Source organism: Telluria sp. LT2P34 (assembly GCF_059685915.1).
Genome location: NZ_JCASIN010000001.1, coordinates 1261444 through 1277998, shown reverse-complemented (window position 1 = coordinate 1277998; position 16555 = coordinate 1261444). Strand labels below are relative to the sequence as shown.

The following is a 16555-nucleotide window of genomic DNA, read 5'->3' as shown; positions in this document are numbered from 1 at the left end:
TTAACCCATCATCGCCAGGGTGGCGTCGAACAGGGAGTTGGCGACCGACATGACTTTCATGTTGGCCTGGTACATGTTCTGGTATTCGACGAGGTTGATCGCTTCCTCGTCCTGGTTCACGCCGCTGGTCGATTGCCAGTCTTCTTCCGCATGGGTGCGCATGGTGCCGGCGGTGGCGAGCGCGGCCTGGTTCTGCTGGCTGATCACGCCGAGCTTGCCGACCAGCTGGGTGTCGGCATCGCCCAGCGACACCAGGCCGATGCTCTTCACGTCGATCTGCAGGCGGTTGATATTCAGCAGGTTTTGCAGGTTGCCCGTGTCGCCTTGCGTGCCCGCGTCAGGGTCGCTCGAGAATGCCAGCTGATGGGTCTGGAAACCGGCGACCACGCCCATGGTGAAACCTGGCTCGTCGCTGGATCCCTCGATGCGCGCGTCGAAGGTAAACAGATCCGTGCCTTTCGGAGGCGCGCCCGAAGCCGCCAGTTGGTAGCCTTCGGCCTGGCGCGCGTTGACCGCCGCCTGCAGGCCCTTGGCAATGTCTTCCACGCCTTGCCACATCGGCAGCAGGGTATCGCGCTCGTAGACGCTCAAGCCGCCGAGCTGGCCGCCGAGACTGGGGGCATCCAGGCCGAAGCTGGTGGAGGCAAATTCGAGGGTGAACTTCTGGTTGACGGTGCTGCCGGTGGCCGTCAGTTTGCCGGCGATGTTGCCGATCACCAGCGCCTGGCCGGTTTTCAAGGAGATGTCGCGCACGCCGCCGGGCTGCTCCGACACTTCCAGGCCGACCTGGCCGGCCAGTTCGTCAATGGCGAGGTCGCGCGCGTCGATCAAACTCGACACTGGCGCGCCGACGGCGTTGCCCTGGGTGATGCGGGCATTCAGGGCGGCGATCTTGCCGATGTTCGCGTTGGCGGACTCGACGATCGCGCCGCGTTGCTGGCTGACCGATTTGAGCTGGGCGTTGAAGACGCCGTCCAGGCTGTTGAAGCGCTGGGCCAGCAGGTTCGAGGCCGTCAGCACCTGCTGGCGCAGCGGGGTCGAGGTGGCGCTGTCGCCGGCGGCTGCGTTGAGCGAGGCGAAGAAACCGTCGACCGCGACCGACAGGCTGGCCGTCTGGTCGCCCATCACGCGCTCGAGCTGGGTCAGGTAGGGCTGGGTCTGCGAATAGTGCCCGGTCTCGGAGGCCGCGCGCCACATCTGCTGGCTTTTGTAACCATCGGAAAACCGGATCAGCGAGCTGACCTGCACGCCGTTGCCGACCGCCTTGCCGCTGCCGTCGGCGCCGACCGCGGTGAGCAGCGCGGCCTGGCGGGTGTACCCCTTGGTCTGCAGGTTGGCGATGTTCTGGCTGGTGGCGGAGAGTGCGAGCTGGGAAGCAAGCGCGCCCGACAGTGCGTTGTTGAGGATGGTCATGGCGGGGTCTTTCTCGGAAACTGGGCCTACTGTATACAGGCGACCAGTTGCTTTGGATTATTAAGTTTTACCGGCGATTGTGCGTGCGGGAAGGGCGGCGGGTGCCGGCGGCACGGCAGCGGGCAACAACTGGCGCAGGATGGCGTCCGCCACGCCGAAAGCACGCTGTCCGGCCATTTGCTTGGACAGGATGCCATCGGCCATGTCCTGCATGTCCTGGTTGACGCGGTCCTTGAAGACGCTGTCCTCGTCGGCCATTTCGCGGGTAGTGGCGCGCATGTCCTTTAACATCTGCGAGATGAAAAAGCTTTCGAATTCGACCGCGGCCTTGGTGGCTTGCGCGACGAAGGCGGGGTCGAGCGTGCCTTCGGCGGCGGGGGCAATGGTGGCGGGCGCCGCGTTGGCGCGGCCGGGCAGGGGAAGCAGGGTGTTTTTCGTTTCCATCAGATCACCACCAGTTCGCCTTCGATGGCGCCGGCCTGGTCGAGCGCCTGCAGGATTGCCATGATGTCGTCCGGCGAGGCGCCCAGGCTGTTGACGACGTCGATGATCGTTTGCAGCTTGGCGCCGGCCGGCCAGCGGAACATCTGGCCCGAGCCTTGCTCCACCGAGACCTGCGACTGCGGCGTGACGGTCGTCTGGCCGCGCGACAGCGGCGCCGGCTGGCTGACCCTGGAACTTTCGGAAATTACGACTTTCAGCGCGCCGTGGGTGACGGCGGCGGATTTGACGCGCAGGCCGTCGGCGATCACCACGGTGCCGGTGCGCGAATTGAACACGACCTTCGGCACTTCGATCCCTGATTCGACCTGGAGGTTCGAGAGCTTGGCGACAAAGGCGACGCGCGCGGTCGGGTCCGACGGGGCGACGACTTCGACGCTGGTGCCGTCGGCGGTGGTGGCGATCTGGCCGAAGCGGCGGTTGATCGCCTCGACGACGTTGGTCGCGGTCTCGAAATGCGGGTGGCGCAGGCGCAGCAGCACTTGCGGGCGGGTGGCGAAGTCGGTCGCGATTTCGCGCTCGATCATGGCGCCGTTCGGGATGCGGCCGGTGGTCGGGGTGTTCACCGTCACCGAGGAGCCGCTCTTGCCCGAAGCGGCCAGGCCGCCGACGACCAGGTTGCCCTGGGCCAGCGCATAGACTTCGTTGTCGGCCGCGCGCAGTTGCGTCAGCAGCAGGGTGCCGCCGCGCAGGTTCTTGGCGTCGCCCAGCGACGACACCGTGATGTCGATCGCCTGGCCGCGGCGGTAGCCCGGCGGGAACACGGCCGAGACCATGACGGCGGCCACGTTCTTGTTTTTCGCGTCCTGGCCTTCCGGCAGCTTGACGCCGAATTGCTTGAGCATGTTGACGACCGACTGGCTGGCGAATTTCACCTGGGTCGAGTCGCCCGAGCCGTTCAGGCCCACCACCAGGCCATAGCCGACCAGCGGGTTTTCGCGCACGCCCTCGATGCTGACCAGGTTGCGCAGCGCCTGCGCGGAATGTGCCGGCATGGCCGCCGCAAGGCCGAGGGCGGCGGTGAAAATGATACGGCTGAAGAGGGCAGTGCTGCGAATTTGAATCATGTCAGTCCCAATCAAAAGGGCATCAGCGGGCCGGTGAAAAACTTCATCAGCCAGCCGGCCGAGTTGGCGTCGGCCAGCACGCCCTTGGCGGAGTAGGCGATGCGGGCATTGGCCACGCGCAGCGACGAGACCCGGTTGTCGGCGTCGACATCGGCGGCGCGCACATAGCCCTTCAGGCGCACGAATTCTTCGCCCTGGTTCAGGGTCATGGTTTTTTCGCCGGCCACCCGCAGCAGGCCGTTCGGCAGCACTTCCTGCACGATCACGGTCAGCGCGCCGGACAGGGCGTTTTGCTGGGTGCTGGTCGAATCGCCCGAAAAACCGCGTTCGGCCGAGACGTCGATGGCGGTCTTCGGGAAGGTCTTGCCGAGCAGGCCGAGTGGCGACACGCCCACCGACGATTCCTTGTTGAAGCTGGTGCCGGCGCGCTTGCTCGCCTGCGTCGTCTCCTGCAGGATCACGGTGACCACGTCGCCGACGCGGTAAGCGCGGGCGTCCGAGGTCAGCGACAGCGCGTCGTTGCTGAAGACGCCGCCCGAGACGCCGCGCGCGGTAGTGCGCGCGATCGGGACCGCATCCTCGTCGGCCTGCACGACGGGTGCGCGCGAGGCGCAGCCGGCCAGCAGCAGGGAGACGAGGGCCGCTGCGAGCTTGAACCGTTTCATCAGCGTGCGGCCTGGGCCAGGTATTGCAGCATGTTGTCGGCGGCCGACAGCACCTTGGTATTCATCTCGTAGGTGCGCTGGGCGGCGATCATGTCGACCATCTCTTCGACGACCTGCACGTTCGACCCTTCGAGGGCGCCTTGCTTGAGTTTGCCCAGGGCGCCTTCGCCCGGACGGCCTTCGGTCGGCGCGCCGCTGGCGGCGGTTTCCGAGAACAGGTTTTCGCCCAGGGCCAGCAGGCCGGCCGGATTGACGAAACTGGTCAGCGTCAGGGCGCCCAGTTCGGTCGGCGCGGCGCTGCCGGGAATGGTGGCCGAGACGGTGCCGTTTTCGGCGATGGTGATCGCGGTGGCGTTGTTCGGTACGGTGATCTGCGGCACCAGCGGCAGGCCCTGGGCATTGACCAGGGTGCCGTTGGCGTCGATCTGCAGCTGGCCGGCGCGGGTGAAGCCGGCGTCGCCGTTCGGGCGGCGCACCTGCAGGAAGCCGCCGCCGGAAATGGCGACGTCGAGCTGCTGGCTGGTCGTTTGCAGCGAACCGTTGGTGAACACCTTCTGGGTGCCGACCAGGCGCGTGCCGTTACCGAGCTGGACGCCGTTCGAGACGGTGTTGTCGGCGCTCTGCGCGCCCGGCTGCGAATCGACCTGGTAGTGCAGGTCTTCGAAGACGACGCGGTCGCGCTTGAAGCCGACGGTATTCACGTTGGCGAGGTTGTTGGCGATCGCCTGCAGCTTGGCGTCCTGGGCCTGCACACCGGTCTTGCTGATCCACATTGCTGGATTCATGAGATTCTCCTTGGGTTTTGCTTACGCGCCGAGCAGGCGGTTGCCGGCTTCATTCATCTCGTCGCTGGCCTGGAACAGCTTCATCTGCAGCTCGAAACTGCGGTTCAGGGCCATGGTCGCGACCATCTCTTCGATCGCCGACACGTTGCTGCCTTCCAGGGCGCGCGAGCGCACCGTGATGTTGGCGTTGGCCTCCAATCCCTGGCCGTTACGCGCGACGATCAGGCCGGCTTCGTTCTTGGTCAGTTCCGGGCCTTCGGCGTTCACCAGGCGCAGCTTGTCGATCACCTGCATCGTGGTCGCGCCTTCGCCCATCACCGAGATCGTGCCGTCGGTGCCGATTTCCACCGCCGAGTGCGGCGGCAGCACGATCGGCCCGCCTTCGCCGAGGAGCGGGCGTCCGGCCACCGACAGCGCGCCATTGGCGTCGATGTCGATTGCGCCGGCGCGGGTATAGGCTTCCTGGCCGTTGAATTCGACCGCGAAATAGCCGCCGCCGTTGATCGACACGTCGAGCGCGCGGCCGGTTTCACGCACGGTGCCCGGCTTGGTCGAGATGGCGTCGGCCTGGGTCTTGGCCATGTGCACGTCGTCATAGCCATAGCCGCCCAGCGTCTGGGTAGTCACCAGCTCGAGGTTGGCGCGAAAACCCGGCGTGTCCATGTTCGCCAGGTTGTTGGCGTGGACCTGCTGGGCGCGCAGCGTGTGTTCAGCGCCGGAGACGGCGGTGTAGATCAGCTTATCCATGGCGATCCCTTGATTACAGGGCCTGCATCAGCGACTGCATCATCTGGTTCTCGGTCGTGATGACCTTCGAATTCGCCTGGTAGTTACGCTGAGAAGTCATCAGGCCGACCAGTTCCGAGGTGATGTCGACGTTCGAGCCTTCCAGCGCGCCGGTATTGAGCTTGCCCGACAGGCCGACGCCCGGGGTGCCGTACAGCGCCAGGCCGGAAGCGGCGTTGGCCTGCCAGCTGGTGTCGCTGGTGGCGGTGAGGGCGCCTTCGTTGCCGAAGGTGGCCAGGGCAATGGTGCCCACGGTCTGCTTCTGCTCGTTGCTGTAGCGCGCGACGACCGAACCGTCATCGGCCAGTTCGACGCCGACATAGGTGCCCGAGGCATAGCCGTCGGTGCTGTTGTTGGTGGTGGTCGCGTCGCCGGCGAACATCGTGGTGCCGGTGTAGTCGACCTTGAAGACGATGTCGTCGGCGCCGTTCGTGGTGGCCAGGGTCAGGTCGCCGGTTTGCGGCGCGCTGGTCAACTGGCCCTTGCCGTCGAAATTGAGCGTGCCCGTTGCGCCGGCAGCCGGAGGCGCGCCGTCGAAGCCGTAATGCACGGTCACGTCGTTGCTGCCGGCCTGCTTGACGAAGTATTGCGAGACGGTGTGCTGGGCGCCGAGCGAATCGAACAGGACCGATTGCTTGACCATGTTGTAGCTTTTCGGGTCGGTGGGGGCGAAAGGAACCGCCGGCGCTGCCCAGCTGGCCGACAGGTTGCCGGTGTAGTTGACGTTGGTCGACGCCGATGCGGCGATCTGGCCCGTCGGGATCTTGATGTCGCCCATGACGCCGAGGTTGCCGTTGACGGTCGGGCCGTAGCCTTGCACCTTGCGGCCGGCGGCGTCGATCAGGTTGCCGCCCTTGTCGGCCGCGAAGATGCCGACGCGGCTGTACGACAGGGCGCCGGTGGTGTCGCGGCTGACGAAAAAGCCGCGGCCGTCGATGGCGGCGTCGAGCGAACGGCCGGTCGATTCGACCGAGCCGTTCAGGCCGATGTTCTGGGTTAGCGAGCCCACCTGCACGCCGGTCGCCTGGTCGCCCGCGTACATGGCGGAGAAGTTGGCGCGGCTGCTCTTGAAGCCGTAGGTGCTGGAGTTGGCGATGTTGTTCGAAACGGCTTCCAACTGCTCGTTGATGGCCTGGATACCGGAGAGGGCGACGTTGAAGCTCATGGCGTGATCCTTAGTTGATCCTGCTTAGTTGATGCTGAATTTTTAGAGAGTGGCGGCCGGCGCGGCCTTGCCGTTGAAACCAGTGATGGCGGACGGGTCGACTTCGCCGACGCCGGCCACCTGCAATACGACACTGCCGTTGCCCGACAAACGCACGCTGTCGACGCGGCCGGCGATGTCGACGGGCAGGCGGGTGCCGTCGGCCGCCTTGGCCGCGATCGAATAGCTGCCCGGCGCCATGCCCAGCGCAGCCGGGTCGAGCGTGAATGGCTGCGCCCCTGCGCCGTGGAAGGGCAGCGACATCGTGTGCTCCTGGCCGCCGGCGCCCGTCAGCACCACGGTGCTGGCGCCGGCCGCGGGCAAGGTGATGCTGCCTTCGATCGCACTGCCGTCGACGCGCACCTGGCTTGTCGCGACCGTCACGGTCGAACCGACCTGGCCGCCCATCGCCAGCACTTGCAGGCTTTGCAGCACGCTGGCGCTGGCGCTGGTGGTTTTCGACAGGCTTTGCAGCGCTTCGGTCTGGGACAGCTGCGACAGCTGGTTGACGAACTGGCTCGGGTCGGTCGGCGCCAGCGGATCCTGGTTGCGGATCTGGGCCACCAGCAGCTTGGTGAACATGTCCTTGCTGGCGGAGACGTCCGGGTTGCCTGACACGGCGCCGGCGCCGGTGGTGTTGTTGGATGCGGCGAGTGAGTTATTCGTTAACATGATCAGCTTTCGCCCAGTTTCAGCAGCGACTGCTGCATGGATTTGATCCGGCCCAGCACCTCGACATTGGTCTCGAAGGCGCGCGAGGCGGACATCATGTCGGCCATCTCGGCGACCGAGTTCACGTTCGAATAGACGACCATGCCATCGGCGTCGGCCAGCGGATTGCCCGGCTCGAAGACCTTGCGCACCGGGTCGGCGCTTTGCACCACGTCGAGCACCTGCACGCCGCCGCCGGCGTCGTTTTCCATGATGGCGGCGAACACCGGTTTGCGTGCACGGTAGGCTTCGGCTTCGGAAGCGGCGGCGGTGTCGGCGTTGGCCAGGTTCGAGGCAATGGTATTGAGGCGCACCGACTGCGCCGCCATCGCGGAACCGGCAATACTGGCGATGTCCTTGAAGCTCATAGGGGTTATTGACCGTTGATTGCTTTGGCCAGGCCGCGCAGCTTCATGTTGATGAAGGTGAGGCTGGTCTGGAAGTCCGACGCGTTCTGCGAGAACGCGGCCTGCTCGACGCCGATCTCCACCGTGTTGCCGTCGGCGCTGGGGTGGAAGGGTACGCGGTACAGGGCTTCGCCTTCACTCAGCGACGGCATGCCGTCGTTGGCTTCGGCTTCGATACGGTCTTGCAGCACGGCGCCGAAGTCGAGGTCGCGCGCCGTGTAGCCGGGCGTGCTTTCGTTGGCGATGTTCGCGGCCAGTACCTTGGTGCGCTCGGCGCGCACATGCAGCGCATCGGCATGCACTCCCAGTGCGTCCTTAAAATTGATCGTCATTCGCTTGTCCTCCGTCGTGAACTGCCAGTGTTTCGTTAGAATGGGACCATCTTTGATTGCCGGGGTTTGTCCCAATGATTCGTCGTGCCGCCCGTCGTGCTCTTCTTCCCGTCCTGCTTGCCGCCTTGCCGGCCTTGGCTGCGCCGTCCACGCAGTCCATCCTTCAGCAGGTCGAGGCAACTGCCCGCGCCCAGCTGGAGAAACAGGCTGCCGCCGCCGGCCTGTCCGAGCCCCGCTTCGAACTGACCGTGGTCCCGCCCCGCGTGTCGCCTTCGTGCAGCGGACCGGTCGCTGTCGACACGCTCGACACCCGGCAAGCAAGCCGGATGCGCTTTGCGGTGCGCTGCCCGGGACCCGGCGCCAGCCGCCAGGAATACATTGTCCGGGCGCGCATTTCGGCGGCAGTGGTGGTGGTGGCGTCGCCGGTCGCCGCCAACGAAATGATTACCGATGCTCATGTTACCGTAGAGCAACGGGACATTACCAGCATTGCTGATCCAGTTATCGATCCGGGCCATGCGATAGGGCAAACCAGCCGCAGAATGTTGCGCGCAGGCGACGTTGTACGTAACAATTCGTTAAGCGTACCGGTGTTGGTCAAGCGTGGAGACGCGGTTGTGATGGTCGCGCGCATCGATGGCGTGGAGGTCAGCACGGCCGGCGAAGCACTCGATGCCGGCGCCCGTGGCGCAACCGTGCGGGTGCGCAACAGCGCCAGCGGGCAGACAGTGCGCATGCGGGTGAGCGCGCCAGGCACCGTCGAACCGATCGACATGCCGCGTACCAGCCGCTGACCCATCAGCCGTTGGCGCCTTGCAGTTTGCCGGCCAGGCGCGCCAGCTTGGCGGCATAGGCCGGATCGGTCGCATAACCACCTTTTGCCAGGCCCTGGGCGAACGCATTGGCGTCGCTGCCGGCGCCGATCGCAGCGCGATAGCGCGGGTTTTCCAGCAGCATCTGGGCATAGTCGCGGAAGGCGCTGGCGCCGTCCGGATAGGCGCGGAAACGGGCGCTGGTTTTCACGGCGGCGCCGCCGACATATTCGGTGGTGGCCGTTTCGCTGACTGCGCCATTCCAGCTGGCGCCGGCCTTGATGCCGAACAGGTTGTGGCTGCTTTCCCCGGCGGCACCAGTGCCCGGGATCGGACGCTGGCCCCAGCCTGATTCGAGCGCGGCGTGCGCCTGCACCAGTTCCGGCGTCACGCCCAGCTTCTCGGCCGCTTCCTTCGCCCAGGGGGCGATGCTGTCCAGGAACGCCTGCTGTTCGTCGCTGTTGCTGGTCGAGCCGTCGGCGTCGGGCGCGGCCAGCACCGCGGCGGCACTGCGCGCATGCCAGATGCTGCCCTCCGGCGTCAGCTGGGTGCTGGCGGGGCCGCCATCCTGGATGAAGCTGGCCACGTCGCCTTGCACTTCAAGAAAGGCGCGGCCGAAATTGCCGCCGCCGCCGCTGGCCGCGGTGGGACGGGTCGGCGCCGTCGGCAGCGTCGCCGGCAGGGCAGGGATCGAAAAATCAGCGTGGCGCATAGGTGCCGTCTCCGCCTTGCAGCACGCGCTGCATGGTCGTGAATTGATCGGCCAGCAGGTTCCCGTTGCGCAGCGTGGCAGCTTTGCAGGCCAGCACCAGGCGTTCCAGCTCGCTCCAGGCCGCTGCCAGCGGCGCGCGGCTGGACTCCGGCTGGGCGGCGATGAAGCCGGCCATCGTGCCCTCACTGCCGAGCAGCGCGCGCACCAGCGCCACGCGCTGCAGGCGCCGTGCGTCCATGGCGTCGAGCGCGGGCGTGAGTTGTTCGGCCAGCAGCGCCAGTTGCGCGCCCTGGTGGCGCAGGGCCGCCTCGAACTGGCGCTCGAGCAGGGCCAGGATCTCGCCTGCTGCCGTCAAATCCAGGTCGACGCCCTGCGCCAGGGCGGCAGAGGCCTGCTGGCGCGTCATGCGGGTCGCCGCGGCGCCGGTCATCAATGACCTCCGTGGAAGCGCTGGATCAGGCCGGCCAGGCGCGACGGATCGAAAGGCAGCTCGCCCTTGGCCAGGGCATCGCGCAGTTCGGCCACGCGCGCGGCATCGAAGTCGGGCATGGCGCGCAGGGCCTGTACGGCCGGCTGCAGCACTTCCGATTGCAGCGGGGACGCACTGCCGCTTGATGCGGCCGGTGCAGCGGGGGCAGGGGCAGTGGTGGCGCCACCGATCGCTGGCGTCATGACGGCGGCGCCGGTTCCAGTGATTTTCATGCGGGTACCTCGGGTTTTCGATTGAATCGTCATGGTTGCTTCGCCAGTTGGCCGCGCAGCGTTTTCATGTCGCCGCTGCCGTCTTGCGCAGTTTCCTGCTTGCCGGCGGCGCTGATCGACACGCCGTCGGCCAGCGGCTGGGTGGCGCCGGGCGCGCCGAACATCGCGGCGACATTGCGCGATTGCGCGCGCGTCAGGATCATCAGCTCGATACGGCGGTTGACGGCGGCGGCGGTGTGCGCCGTGTCGATCGGCGCGCGGTCGGACATGCCGACCACTTGCAGCACGCTGTCGCCACGCATGCCGCCGGTAAGCAGCTGGGCGCGCGCCGCCATTGCACGGTTCGAGGACAGCGACCAGTTCGACATGCCGGTGTGGTTGGCGAAGTTGTATTGCACCGAGTCGGTGTGGCCGACGATCAGCATCTGGTTTTCCATTTGAGCGAACAGCGGGCCCATTTTTTGCAGCAGGCGCGCGAAGCGGCCGGTGGGCAGGGCGCTGCCGCGCATGAACATGCCCTGCTTGTCGGTATCGTGCAGCATCACGCGCAGGCCGAAGGGTGTCACCGTGGCTTCCAGGTTGGCCGCCAGGCCGGCTTCTTCGCTCATCTTTTCCAGCTTTTTCGACAGCGCGGCGAGATCGGCCGGCGAATCGTAGGAGACCTTGGCGGCCTGACCATCCTTCCCTTGGCCGCTGCCGTCATGCATCGTCGGGAAGCGCTCGATCAGGCTGCCGCTCGGGCTGCTGTCGATGTCCGGGCGCTTGCCCGGGCCTTCCAGCTGGCCGGCGGTCAGTTCCTTGAGCATGTTCTGGGCCGCTTCCTTTTCGCGCGCGGCCATCAGCCACAGCACCAGGAACAGCGCCAGCAAGGCCAGGCAAAAGTCGGCGAACGCGACTTTCCAGGCGCCGCCGTGCTCGTCGTGGGCATGCCTGCCGCCGCCGCGCTTGACGATGGTCTGTTCGTGATGCTTGTCGTTCAGCTTCGACACGATTTACCCCGTCATCCGGTCGGTCGTGCGGCGACGCTTGACCTGCGATTCGTCGTCGCCGCCCATGGCATTGATCCACTGTTCCAGCTGGGCGAAGCTGGGCTTCGTATTCAGCTGGATCAGGCGGCGCCCGGCGTCGATCGCCAGCAGCGCGGGCTTGCCGGCCACGTGGGTGCACAGCACGACTTTCACGGTTTCCATGGTCGACGCTTCGCCGTTGACGAGCTGCTTCATCATGTTCGACAGCGGGTCGAGCAGGCCATAGCAGAAGAAGATGCCGATGAAGGTGCCGACCATGGCGGCGCCGACTTTTTCCGCGATCGCGCCCGAGTCCGCGCCTTCCGACACCGAATACATCGCCAGCACGATGCCGAGCACCGCGGCCAGGATGCCGAAGCCGGGCATGCCTTCGGCGATCTTGTGCAGCGATTTCGATGGCTGGGTCAGTTCCTCGTGGATGGCTTCGAGTTCCTGCTCGAGCACGCCTTCGAGTTCGTGGGCGTTGATCTTGCCCATCGCCATCAGGCGGAAGTTGTCGACGATGAAGGCCAGCAGCTTCGGCTCGTCCAGGATGCGCGGATAGCGCTGGAAGATCGCGCTCTCGCGCGGCGCCTCGACGTGGGCGTCGAGCGCCTTCAGGCCGCCGGAGGCCAGTTGCAGCAGCTCGTACATCAGCAGCAGCAGCTGGCGCTGGAATTCCGAATCGTGCTTTTTACGCGACGCGATCTTTTTCAGCTGGTGCGACATTTCGGTCAGCACGTGCTTTTCGTTGCCGATCACGAGCGCACCGAAGGCGGCGCCGACGATGATCAGGATCTCGATCGGGTGCCAGATCGCGGTGACCGTGCCGCCCATCAGCGCGAAGCCACCGAATACGGAGCCGAGCACGATGAGGATACCGATTAATTGCTGCATGACGGGCCTTTCAGGATGGTGATCATGGTTGTTTCTCTTGTTTCTCTATTCAACGCGGCCCGAGGGCGGCTTTCATCTTGGCCAGCGCGCTCTTGTTGAGCTGGCAGACGCGGGCGTCGGACAGGTCGAGCACGGCGGCGATCTCTTTGTAGCTGAGCTCGAACTCGTAGATCATCTGGATCACGCGCTGCTCTTTTTCCGACAGGCCGGCCAGCGATTGCTCCAGGCTGCGGCGCACCATGAAGGCTTCTTCCGGTCCCGGCGTGTTGTTGGCGCCCTCGTGGGCTTCCTGCAGCACTTCGTCGAAGCTCAGCATCTCTTCCGCGCTGTCGTCGAGCAGGTGCTCGAAATAGGCTTCCTGGGTCATGCCCAGCGAATCGGCGGCTTCCTGCGGGGTCGGCTCGCGTCCGAGGGTGCGGGTGAGGGCGCGCAGGCCGTCGCGCACGCGGTGCGCGTCCTGGCGCACGGCGCGCGGGCGCCAGTCCTGGCGGCGCAGCTCGTCGAGGATGGCGCCGCGGATGCGCAGCGAAGCGAAGCTGCCGAAGCCGGTGTCGGGCGCGCCGTAGCGGCGCAGCGCTTCGAGCAGGCCCATCAGGCCGATCTGTTCCATGTCCTCGCGCGACATCGTTCCCGACACCTGCGAGTTCAGCTGGCGCACGATGCGCTTGACTAGCGGCGCGTAGGCCACCAGATGCTGCTGCTCTTCGCGCGCGCTCATGCCCGAGGCGATGGCAGCCTCCTGGTATTCGCCGGCGCCGGCGGTGTCGAGGTAATCGGCGGAATAGGCCACGTGGTCCCCGGACTTATTCGATGATCAGTTTGCCGATCATGACTTCGTCGAACGGCTTGTCGCGTTCTTCGCTGGCATAACTGGCGTCAAAAGTCTTGTTCAACTGGGCGGCGAACTGCTCGACCGTCATGCTCGAGGCGTCGGCCAGCGTATGCGCCGACAGGGCGCGCACGGCCACCGCGCGCAGCAGCGGCAGGTGTTCCTTGGCCTGCTTTTCCTGGTCCGCGGTCGTCGCCAACACCAGGTCGGTCGACAGGTAGTGGGCGGTCGCTTCGTTCGGGCCGCGGCGCAGCATGACGATCACCTTGTCGAGGGTGACGTACTTGGCCGGCTTGTCCGACTTTTCCTTCTTCTTCGCCTCCTGCTTGGCCACGGCGTCCGGAACGGCCGGCTCCTGCGACCCCATCCACCACATCGCGCCACCGGCCGATGCCGCGCCGACCAGCAGCACGGCAAGCGCGCCGAGCATCATCTTGAGTTTGTTGTTCATTTGTTTTTATCTTTTAATCAGGCGCGTCGTTTGCCAGTGCCGTCCAGCGAGAACGGCGAGGCGCCGGTGTTGGCTTCGGCCAGGGCATTGCCCGGTTGTTGTTCGTCCTGTGCGCCATCCTGCTGGCGCCCGCGGCTGTTGCCGTCGCCGGCGAACATGTTCGTATTGCCGGCGGCAGCTGCGCGCGGCGCGGCGGCGATGTTGACCGCCACGTCGCTGAACTGGCGCTGGACCAGATCATTGCGCAGGGTCTCGCCCACTGCCTGCAGCTGGCGCAGCACTTCGCCGTGGGTGGCCGAAATGTGGACCTCGAGCGAACCGGCGCTGTGGCGGATCGCGATCTCGATCCGGCCCAGCATCGGCGGCTCAAGGCGGATCACGGCCTGCTCGGCGTTCTTGCCAATCTGGAGCTGGAGACGGTCGCCCAGCGCTTCCTGCAGGGTCTGGCGCCAGGCGGTGGGCGGTCCGGCCAGGGTCAGGCTGTCCGCGCTACGCTGGGCATTGCCCGGGGCAGGGGCGGCGATGGCGACCGGGTTGGCGGCGCCGCGCTCGACGCTTGGTGCGACCTGGTCTTGCGGCGCGTCGACTCCGGCTGCGGGGGTCTCGGCCGGCAGGGCAGGGGACGCGGCGGCGGCAATCGATACCGCGGCAGGCGCTGGCAGGCGCGCGCCGGCGGCGCTCGGCAGGAGTGGCTCGGCACGGCCGGCAAGCGGTGCCCCGGGCGCGGGCGACGCTTCGGTATCCAGGGCCGGCGCAGCTTCTTTGGCGACCGCTTGCATGGCCAAGGCAGCGGGCGGCGCGGCGACCGCGGCGGCCAGCGCCACCTGGGTGATCGGCATCAGCGGCATGCCCATCGCGCCCAGCACAGGGGCGTCGACGTTCGGCTGCTGCTCGAGGGCGACCGTCTCGACACCAGGTGCGGCGCCCTCCGGGACGACCGCATCGGCGCCCTCCACAGGCGCCGGGACTACTTGTTCGAGGCCGAGCCATTGGGCGAATGCCAGCGCCGGCTGTACCGGGATGGCCGGCGCGCCATCGCTCGCGGCAAGCTGGCGCTCGGCCGGTCCACCCGCCGCATCGGCAGCCGGCGCGGCGGGCGGCAAGCTTGCCGGCGCGGCCACCTCGCCGGCGGCGGGCGCTGCGGTTTTGGCCGCCAGGCTTGGTGCGTTCATGGAATTCAGGTTCAGGCTCATGCTGGTTGTCCGGCGGGTTCGGTGTCGCTGGCGAGCGCGTAGGCGATCCAGCCGTCCTTGTTGTTGCGCATGTCGGCCATGCGTGCGCCCAGGGTCTCGATCGCCTCGGCGCAGGCAGTGGCCGCCTCGTTATGGGCCGTGCGCAGCTGCGCCAGCGCGGCCAGTTCGCCCGCGTTCCACGGACCGCCCGCTTTCAGGGCAGCCAGCTGCGGCGCCAGCGCATGGGCCAGGGCGCCAATGCGCTCCCAATCGCCTGCGGCGCCGCTGTCCGCCAGCGCTGCGGCCAGCTGGCCGATCGCCGCGGTCCTAGGCATTGCGCGCCTGTACGCCTTGCCAGCCCTGGCGGATCGTCGTCAACACGGCGACCACTTCATCGACCAGGGCCGGGTCCATGTTGATGCCGGCGCCCTGCAGGCGTGCCGTGCAGAAGTCGTACAGCTCGGCCAGGTTGGCGACGACTTCGCCGCCCCCTTCGAAATCCAGCGAGCTCGACAGGCCATTGATGATCTCGCAGCACTTGTCGATGCTTTTGGCTTTTTGCTCGTAGCGCTTGCCGACGATGTGGCCGCGCACGCGCGCCAGCTCGTCGAGCAAGCCGTCGGTCAGCAGCAACACCAGCTCGACCGGGGTCGCGCGCGAGGTTTGGGAGTCGAGGTTGACAGCGTGATAATTGCCGTAGGCTTCTTGATAGGACATGGCTATGAGTTTAGTCTTTATTGCTGGCGAACAAATTGTCGAACAGCGAGGTGTTATAGGACATGCTGCTCTGAACGGCCTGGAGCTGGGTGAATTGCGCCAGGTAGCGCGAGTACGCGCTGTCGTACTGCCGGTCGAGCGAAGCCTGGCGATCGGTCAGGCTGGACTGCAGTTTGGTGACGGCATCCTTCCGGCTGCTGAGCTGGCCGCCGGTCGATTTGGTCCACATCTTCAGGTAGGTGTCGAGCTTGCCGGCGATGCCGGTCGGCGCACTGCCCGCGCTGCTGCCGATCAGGGTGTCGAGCCCGGTCGGGTTGGCCGCCAGCGCCTTGGTGAGCCGGGTGCTGTCGACCGACAGCGTGCCTTCGCGGTTGGCGATGATGCCGTAGACGGCCAGGCTGGTGGCGCCCGTGCCGCGCACCAGGCTGATCAGACGGTCGCGCAGGGCGCGGACGCCGCTGTCGGCGCTGAAGGCGCCGGCGGCTGCGCCGTTCGCAGGGTCGCCAGAACTGACCAGGGCGTCCACCGACGACTTCAGCTTGTTGTAGGCATCGACAAAGGCCTGCACGTTGGCCGTGGTCTTCGAGGCATCCGCCCCGACGGTGAGCGTGAGGGGCGCGCTGCCGGCGGCCTGCGCTTTCGTCAGCGTCATTGTCACGCCGTCGATCACGTTCAGGGTATTCGTGGCTTGGGTAATGGTCGTGCCGGTGCTCGAACCGATGCGCACGATGGCATCCTGCGCCGCCGACAGCAGGTTCGGCGCCGCGTTCAGTTTCGTCTTCAAGGGACCGTCGGCGTTGCCGGAGGTGCTGACGCTGATGGTGTTGGCCGCGCCCGTGACGGTCGACGTCAGCACCAGTTCCGAGGTGGTGCCGGTGGTGACGACCGAGGCCGACAGGCTGGTGTTGCCCGTCGCGCTGTTGATCGCCGCCGCCAGGTCGCGCACGGTCCAGGTGGCCTTGGTGGTGAGGTCGATCGTGAACGAAGCGGCGCCGACGCCCAGCGTCATCGAGCCCTTGCCGGCGAAGTCGGTCATGCCGCTGTACGAAATCTTGTGGCTGGCCGCGACCTGCTCGACAAAAAAGGCATAGGTGCCGGCGGCCGCCGTCGGCGTCGCGCTGGCGCTGGCAAAAGCGGTGTCGCTGAAGGTGGCGCTGTTGGCCGACAGGGTCTTGTTGACGCCGGTGAGCGCGGCCAGGCTGGTCTGGAAAGTGGAGAGCGCCGTGCCGAGCGTGGCCAGGGCCTTTTCGACGGCCTTGGCCGTTTCGCTCTGGCGCGTCACGATCTGCTGCTGCCCGGCCGTGAAGCTTTCCGCCAGTGCCTGCGCCGTCGTTGCCGGATCATAGTTGGTGCCGATAGTTGCCATGGGTTCTCCTTGAGGGGTC

22 protein-coding genes are annotated in these 16555 nt (G+C 66.5%); 1 reads left to right on the top strand and 21 read right to left on the bottom strand.

Features of this window, described 5'->3' with window-relative positions:
• The 10 genes from flgK to flgB are packed head-to-tail and all read right to left on the bottom strand — an operon-like array spanning position 1 to position 7871.
• Positions 1-1413: a flagellar hook-associated protein FlgK gene (flgK, locus tag AC56KZ_RS05740; protein ID WP_497161156.1), complete on the bottom strand. Its 1413-nt coding sequence runs from the start codon at positions 1411-1413 to the stop codon at positions 1-3.
• Between the two features lie 60 nt (positions 1414-1473).
• Positions 1474-1857 carry a rod-binding protein gene (locus AC56KZ_RS05735; protein WP_497161155.1) on the bottom strand — a complete coding sequence of 128 codons (384 nt, stop codon included), beginning with the start codon at positions 1855-1857 and terminating at the stop codon, positions 1474-1476.
• Positions 1857-2981, bottom strand: a complete 1125-nt coding sequence (locus tag AC56KZ_RS05730; RefSeq protein WP_497161154.1) for a flagellar basal body P-ring protein FlgI — start codon at positions 2979-2981, stop codon at positions 1857-1859. Before AC56KZ_RS05730 ends, AC56KZ_RS05735 begins: the two co-directional genes overlap by 1 nt.
• A gap of 11 nt (positions 2982-2992) precedes the next feature.
• On the bottom strand, positions 2993-3646 hold the full coding sequence (flgH, locus tag AC56KZ_RS05725) for a flagellar basal body L-ring protein FlgH (RefSeq protein ID WP_497161153.1): 654 nt from the start codon (positions 3644-3646) through the stop codon (positions 2993-2995).
• Entirely contained in the window at positions 3646-4431 is a 786-nt protein-coding gene (gene flgG, locus AC56KZ_RS05720; protein ID WP_497161152.1) for a flagellar basal-body rod protein FlgG, read from the bottom strand. The genes flgH and flgG overlap by 1 nt, the downstream gene beginning before the upstream one ends.
• A gap of 21 nt (positions 4432-4452) precedes the next feature.
• Complete coding sequence (locus AC56KZ_RS05715) at positions 4453-5178, bottom strand: flagellar basal body rod protein FlgF (RefSeq protein ID WP_497161151.1); 726 nt, start codon at positions 5176-5178, stop codon at positions 4453-4455.
• A 13-nt stretch (positions 5179-5191) separates the two neighbouring features.
• Entirely contained in the window at positions 5192-6382 is a 1191-nt protein-coding gene (locus tag AC56KZ_RS05710) for a flagellar hook protein FlgE (protein WP_497161150.1), read from the bottom strand.
• 42 nt (positions 6383-6424) lie between these two features.
• Positions 6425-7093, bottom strand: a complete 669-nt coding sequence (locus tag AC56KZ_RS05705) for a flagellar hook capping FlgD N-terminal domain-containing protein (RefSeq protein WP_497161149.1) — start codon at positions 7091-7093, stop codon at positions 6425-6427.
• 2 nt (positions 7094-7095) lie between these two features.
• Positions 7096-7500: a flagellar basal body rod protein FlgC gene (gene flgC, locus AC56KZ_RS05700; protein ID WP_497161148.1), complete on the bottom strand. Its 405-nt coding sequence runs from the start codon at positions 7498-7500 to the stop codon at positions 7096-7098.
• 5 nt (positions 7501-7505) lie between these two features.
• Entirely contained in the window at positions 7506-7871 is a 366-nt protein-coding gene (flgB, locus tag AC56KZ_RS05695; protein ID WP_497161147.1) for a flagellar basal body rod protein FlgB, read from the bottom strand.
• Positions 7872-7945: 74 nt separating this feature from the next.
• Between flgB and flgA the strand changes: the two genes are divergently transcribed.
• Positions 7946-8665, top strand: a complete 720-nt coding sequence (gene flgA, locus AC56KZ_RS05690; RefSeq protein ID WP_497161146.1) for a flagellar basal body P-ring formation chaperone FlgA — start codon at positions 7946-7948, stop codon at positions 8663-8665.
• A 4-nt stretch (positions 8666-8669) separates the two neighbouring features.
• Here the strand turns inward: flgA and AC56KZ_RS05685 are convergent, their stop codons facing one another.
• The 11 genes from AC56KZ_RS05685 to fliD are packed head-to-tail and all read right to left on the bottom strand — an operon-like array spanning position 8670 to position 16536.
• Positions 8670-9395 carry a glucosaminidase domain-containing protein gene (locus tag AC56KZ_RS05685; RefSeq protein ID WP_497161145.1) on the bottom strand — a complete coding sequence of 242 codons (726 nt, stop codon included), beginning with the start codon at positions 9393-9395 and terminating at the stop codon, positions 8670-8672.
• Positions 9382-9825 (bottom strand): flagellar export chaperone FlgN, encoded by a 444-nt coding sequence (gene flgN, locus AC56KZ_RS05680; RefSeq protein WP_497161144.1) that lies wholly within the window; start codon positions 9823-9825, stop codon positions 9382-9384. Before flgN ends, AC56KZ_RS05685 begins: the two co-directional genes overlap by 14 nt.
• A complete protein-coding gene (flgM, locus tag AC56KZ_RS05675) occupies positions 9825-10097 on the bottom strand; it encodes a flagellar biosynthesis anti-sigma factor FlgM (protein WP_497161143.1) in 273 nt (90 codons plus the stop codon). The genes flgN and flgM overlap by 1 nt, the downstream gene beginning before the upstream one ends.
• A gap of 29 nt (positions 10098-10126) precedes the next feature.
• Entirely contained in the window at positions 10127-11086 is a 960-nt protein-coding gene (locus AC56KZ_RS05670) for a flagellar motor protein MotB (protein WP_497161142.1), read from the bottom strand.
• 3 nt (positions 11087-11089) lie between these two features.
• Positions 11090-12001, bottom strand: coding sequence for a flagellar motor stator protein MotA (gene motA / locus AC56KZ_RS05665; protein ID WP_497161141.1), 912 nt, complete (start codon positions 11999-12001; stop codon positions 11090-11092).
• Between the two features lie 49 nt (positions 12002-12050).
• Entirely contained in the window at positions 12051-12791 is a 741-nt protein-coding gene (locus tag AC56KZ_RS05660; protein WP_497161140.1) for a FliA/WhiG family RNA polymerase sigma factor, read from the bottom strand.
• 13 nt (positions 12792-12804) lie between these two features.
• Positions 12805-13281, bottom strand: a complete 477-nt coding sequence (locus AC56KZ_RS05655; RefSeq protein ID WP_497161139.1) for a flagellar basal body-associated FliL family protein — start codon at positions 13279-13281, stop codon at positions 12805-12807.
• Positions 13282-13298: 17 nt separating this feature from the next.
• Positions 13299-14474: a flagellar hook-length control protein FliK gene (locus AC56KZ_RS05650; protein ID WP_497161138.1), complete on the bottom strand. Its 1176-nt coding sequence runs from the start codon at positions 14472-14474 to the stop codon at positions 13299-13301.
• Entirely contained in the window at positions 14471-14788 is a 318-nt protein-coding gene (locus tag AC56KZ_RS05645; protein ID WP_497161137.1) for a hypothetical protein, read from the bottom strand. Before AC56KZ_RS05645 ends, AC56KZ_RS05650 begins: the two co-directional genes overlap by 4 nt.
• Positions 14781-15170 (bottom strand): flagellar export chaperone FliS, encoded by a 390-nt coding sequence (fliS, locus tag AC56KZ_RS05640; RefSeq protein WP_497161136.1) that lies wholly within the window; start codon positions 15168-15170, stop codon positions 14781-14783. The genes AC56KZ_RS05645 and fliS overlap by 8 nt, the downstream gene beginning before the upstream one ends.
• A gap of 10 nt (positions 15171-15180) precedes the next feature.
• Entirely contained in the window at positions 15181-16536 is a 1356-nt protein-coding gene (gene fliD / locus AC56KZ_RS05635) for a flagellar filament capping protein FliD (protein WP_497161135.1), read from the bottom strand.
• Positions 16537-16555: the final 19 nt, after the last annotated feature.

Excerpts from the sequence above, each read along its gene's own strand:
- flgN (WP_497161144.1), bottom strand. The coding sequence starts at position 9,825 with ATGACCGGCGCCGCGGCGACCCGCATGACGCGCCAGCAGGCCTCTGCC.
- flgK (WP_497161156.1), bottom strand. The coding sequence starts at position 1,413 with ATGACCATCCTCAACAACGCACTGTCGGGCGCGCTTGCTTCCCAGCTC.
- fliS (WP_497161136.1), bottom strand. The coding sequence starts at position 15,170 with ATGTCCTATCAAGAAGCCTACGGCAATTATCACGCTGTCAACCTCGAC.
- flgA (WP_497161146.1), top strand. The coding sequence starts at position 7,946 with ATGATTCGTCGTGCCGCCCGTCGTGCTCTTCTTCCCGTCCTGCTTGCC.
- AC56KZ_RS05655 (WP_497161139.1), bottom strand. The coding sequence starts at position 13,281 with ATGAACAACAAACTCAAGATGATGCTCGGCGCGCTTGCCGTGCTGCTG.
- AC56KZ_RS05710 (WP_497161150.1), bottom strand. The coding sequence starts at position 6,382 with ATGAGCTTCAACGTCGCCCTCTCCGGTATCCAGGCCATCAACGAGCAG.
- AC56KZ_RS05730 (WP_497161154.1), bottom strand. The coding sequence starts at position 2,981 with ATGATTCAAATTCGCAGCACTGCCCTCTTCAGCCGTATCATTTTCACC.
- flgM (WP_497161143.1), bottom strand. The coding sequence starts at position 10,097 with ATGAAAATCACTGGAACCGGCGCCGCCGTCATGACGCCAGCGATCGGT.
- fliD (WP_497161135.1), bottom strand. The coding sequence starts at position 16,536 with ATGGCAACTATCGGCACCAACTATGATCCGGCAACGACGGCGCAGGCA.
- AC56KZ_RS05685 (WP_497161145.1), bottom strand. The coding sequence starts at position 9,395 with ATGCGCCACGCTGATTTTTCGATCCCTGCCCTGCCGGCGACGCTGCCG.
- AC56KZ_RS05650 (WP_497161138.1), bottom strand. The coding sequence starts at position 14,474 with ATGAGCCTGAACCTGAATTCCATGAACGCACCAAGCCTGGCGGCCAAA.
- AC56KZ_RS05705 (WP_497161149.1), bottom strand. The coding sequence starts at position 7,093 with ATGTTAACGAATAACTCACTCGCCGCATCCAACAACACCACCGGCGCC.
- flgG (WP_497161152.1), bottom strand. The coding sequence starts at position 4,431 with ATGAATCCAGCAATGTGGATCAGCAAGACCGGTGTGCAGGCCCAGGAC.
- AC56KZ_RS05735 (WP_497161155.1), bottom strand. The coding sequence starts at position 1,857 with ATGGAAACGAAAAACACCCTGCTTCCCCTGCCCGGCCGCGCCAACGCG.
- flgB (WP_497161147.1), bottom strand. The coding sequence starts at position 7,871 with ATGACGATCAATTTTAAGGACGCACTGGGAGTGCATGCCGATGCGCTG.
- motA (WP_497161141.1), bottom strand. The coding sequence starts at position 12,001 with ATGCAGCAATTAATCGGTATCCTCATCGTGCTCGGCTCCGTATTCGGT.
- AC56KZ_RS05645 (WP_497161137.1), bottom strand. The coding sequence starts at position 14,788 with ATGCCTAGGACCGCGGCGATCGGCCAGCTGGCCGCAGCGCTGGCGGAC.
- AC56KZ_RS05715 (WP_497161151.1), bottom strand. The coding sequence starts at position 5,178 with ATGGATAAGCTGATCTACACCGCCGTCTCCGGCGCTGAACACACGCTG.
- flgH (WP_497161153.1), bottom strand. The coding sequence starts at position 3,646 with ATGAAACGGTTCAAGCTCGCAGCGGCCCTCGTCTCCCTGCTGCTGGCC.
- flgC (WP_497161148.1), bottom strand. The coding sequence starts at position 7,500 with ATGAGCTTCAAGGACATCGCCAGTATTGCCGGTTCCGCGATGGCGGCG.